This window comes from uncultured Planktosalinus sp. (assembly GCF_963973675.1).
GTDB lineage: Bacteria > Bacteroidota > Bacteroidia > Flavobacteriales > Flavobacteriaceae > Planktosalinus.
This window is the reverse complement of sequence record NZ_CAXBAN010000452.1, coordinates 1-1,812: the sequence shown is the minus strand read 5'-3', so window position 1 is coordinate 1,812 and position 1,812 is coordinate 1. Positions and strand designations below refer to the sequence as shown.

The window sequence follows — 1,812 nt, the reverse complement described above, 5'->3', positions numbered from 1 at the left end:
AAGGTCTTGAAGTGTTTTGATTTGAATCCTAATCATTCGTTTTTTCTACTTACTTTTATAGCTGATTTTTTTTGTAAAAGTAAGAATAATGCTTGTAAATATAGAAGAAAGTTGGTTTTCAAAACTTAAGGCTGAATTTGAAAAACCTTACTTTAAAACACTGGTCGAATTTGTAAAGGAAGAATATGCTGCAAATTCGTGTTTTCCTCCTGGTCATCAGATTTTTGCAGCATTTGACACCACACCCTTTGATAAAATTAAAGTAGTGATTTTGGGGCAAGATCCCTATCATGGACCGAATCAAGCCAATGGATTGTGTTTTTCTGTAAATGATGGGGTTCTTAAACCTCCCTCTCTTCAAAACATTTTCAGGGAAATTCAACAAGATACAGGCGCTGCAATTCCTGAAAGTGGAAATCTGGAACGCTGGGCTCATCAAGGTGTTTTTCTATTGAATGCAACGTTAACTGTACGCGCACATCAGGCGGGAAGTCACCAGAATAAAGGCTGGGAGCAGTTCACTGATCAAGTGATAGAAATTATATCCAAAGAAAAAGATGGAGTTGTTTTTATGCTTTGGGGTGGGTATGCAAAACGAAAATTAAAATTGATTGACACACAAAAACATTTGGTTTTAACATCAGGACATCCTTCTCCATTGAGCGCCAACAGGGGCTTTTGGTTTGGAAACAAACATTTTAATAAAGCAAATAAATATTTAAAGAATAGGGGAGTTGAAATAATTAAATGGTGAGAGTTGAATTAAATTTTGAAAAAATCAACTTCATTTAATTATAGCTTATTCTTCACCGGGAGGTGTGTTTCTTTCTGAAACATCGTTACAACTAAAGTGTAACAACAGAAAATTACACACTACCAGTGCGCCGATAACAATTAAAACAGTAATCATAATTTATTGGTTCTTATTAAGAAGATGTTGAGAACCATAAAAGGTTGCGTTTAATGATAAAAAAAATCAGAAATCATGAAGAAAATTTTCAGGAGATAGCTTTTTGTCAATTAAACTTAGGTCAAACAAACTATTTTGAACTTGATTCAATTCTTTAGTTGTCAGGTTTTTAGAGCTCCAATGCGTTAAGGAGAGCCACTCTTGAATGTCTTCAACTTTTTGTTGGTAACGCTCGGCAAGCTGACTGTCTATATTAGGAATTTCTTTAAAACCTGTTGTTTCAACATTAATTAGTTTCAGAATTGTTTGAATTACTGCTGCATCATTCTCAATGAGTTCGTTTCTGGCAACTATTACAAAACAAGGCCAAGGGGTAGGGCAGTTTCCAACTCTTCTAAATATTCCTTGATCTACATAGGGTTTGGTGGTGAATTTTTCCCACATAAAATAATCTCCTTCTCCGGCAGGAAGTCCTTTCAAAGCTCCGTCAAGGTTTTCGATTACTTTAAATTTTAAATCTGTATGAAGATTCCAGTTTTGGTTTTGGGCATTGATAAAAGCCATCAAATGCGAACCAGAGCCAAAGCGACTAATTGCTGCTTCAGTTCCTTTTAAATCTGATATTGTGTGGTAATTGGAATTTTGAGCAACGTGAACCCCCCAAATAAGTGGCGACTCTACAAAAACCTGAACAATTTTTGAGTCATTGCCCTGAATGATATCTTTTACAATGCCTTCTGTAAGAATAACAGCCAAATCAATTTCTTCGTTACGAAGGGCTTGACTCATCTCACCGGTGCCCCCGGGAAAATTAACCCAGCGAAGATTTATTCCTTCTTGAAGAAACTTCTTGTTTTTCAATGCAAGATACCAGGGGTAATTAAAATGTTCAGGCACGCCCC

2 protein-coding genes are annotated in these 1,812 nt (G+C 35.9%); one reads left to right on the top strand and one right to left on the bottom strand.

Annotated elements, in window-relative coordinates:
• Positions 1–88 precede the first annotated feature (88 nt).
• Positions 89–754: a uracil-DNA glycosylase gene (ung, locus tag AACY61_RS13230; RefSeq protein WP_339612052.1), complete on the top strand. Its 666-nt coding sequence runs from the start codon at positions 89–91 to the stop codon at positions 752–754.
• A gap of 222 nt (positions 755–976) precedes the next feature.
• Here the strand turns inward: ung and AACY61_RS13225 are convergent.
• On the bottom strand, positions 977–1,812 hold an 836-nt coding region (locus AACY61_RS13225), incomplete at its 5' end, for a substrate-binding domain-containing protein (protein ID WP_339612051.1).

Coding starts and splice junctions, on each gene's coding strand:
- ung (WP_339612052.1), top strand. CDS start 89: ATGCTTGTAAATATAGAAGAAAGTTGGTTTTCAAAACTTAAGGCTGAA.